We start from the raw sequence: 379 nt of genomic DNA on the forward strand, positions 1-379 counted from the left end.
CGGCAGCATCGTGTGGGTTTCTGCCGAGTTTCCGGCAAACGCTCCAACATGTAGTGGAAAACCAGTGGCATCAGTAAGCAGCCCGACAAGGATTTGCGGCTCTATACGGCGCTCTTTGGAAAATCCGGGTTTGCGAAGCTCATCAGGAGTATCGGTTTCAAAGTACAAGGTGGTCACGTCGTACAAGATGAATGTGCCTGGACCGATACCTGCATGATGCGCCAGCACTTGGGTTAATCCTTCGCCGAAGGCATCTGTAGCAAAGCCAGGTAGTCGACGTTTAATCGTGGCGTAGCTTGCGCTTGTCACCCCAACTTCAGCCAGGGTTTCAATCGAATCAAACTTCGAACCAGGATTAATCAACCGAGCGCGCACCAGA

Annotated in this window: 1 pseudogene; it reads right to left on the bottom strand. The window is 52.2% G+C overall.

The features are described from left to right. Nucleotides 1–379 (bottom strand): annotated as a pseudogene (locus HMPREF2565_RS04890) (transposase); the annotation flags it as partial.

Source organism: Corynebacterium sp. HMSC072A04 (genome assembly GCF_001809235.1).
In the GTDB taxonomy this organism is placed as follows: Bacteria; Actinomycetota; Actinomycetes; order Mycobacteriales; family Mycobacteriaceae; genus Corynebacterium; species Corynebacterium hiratae.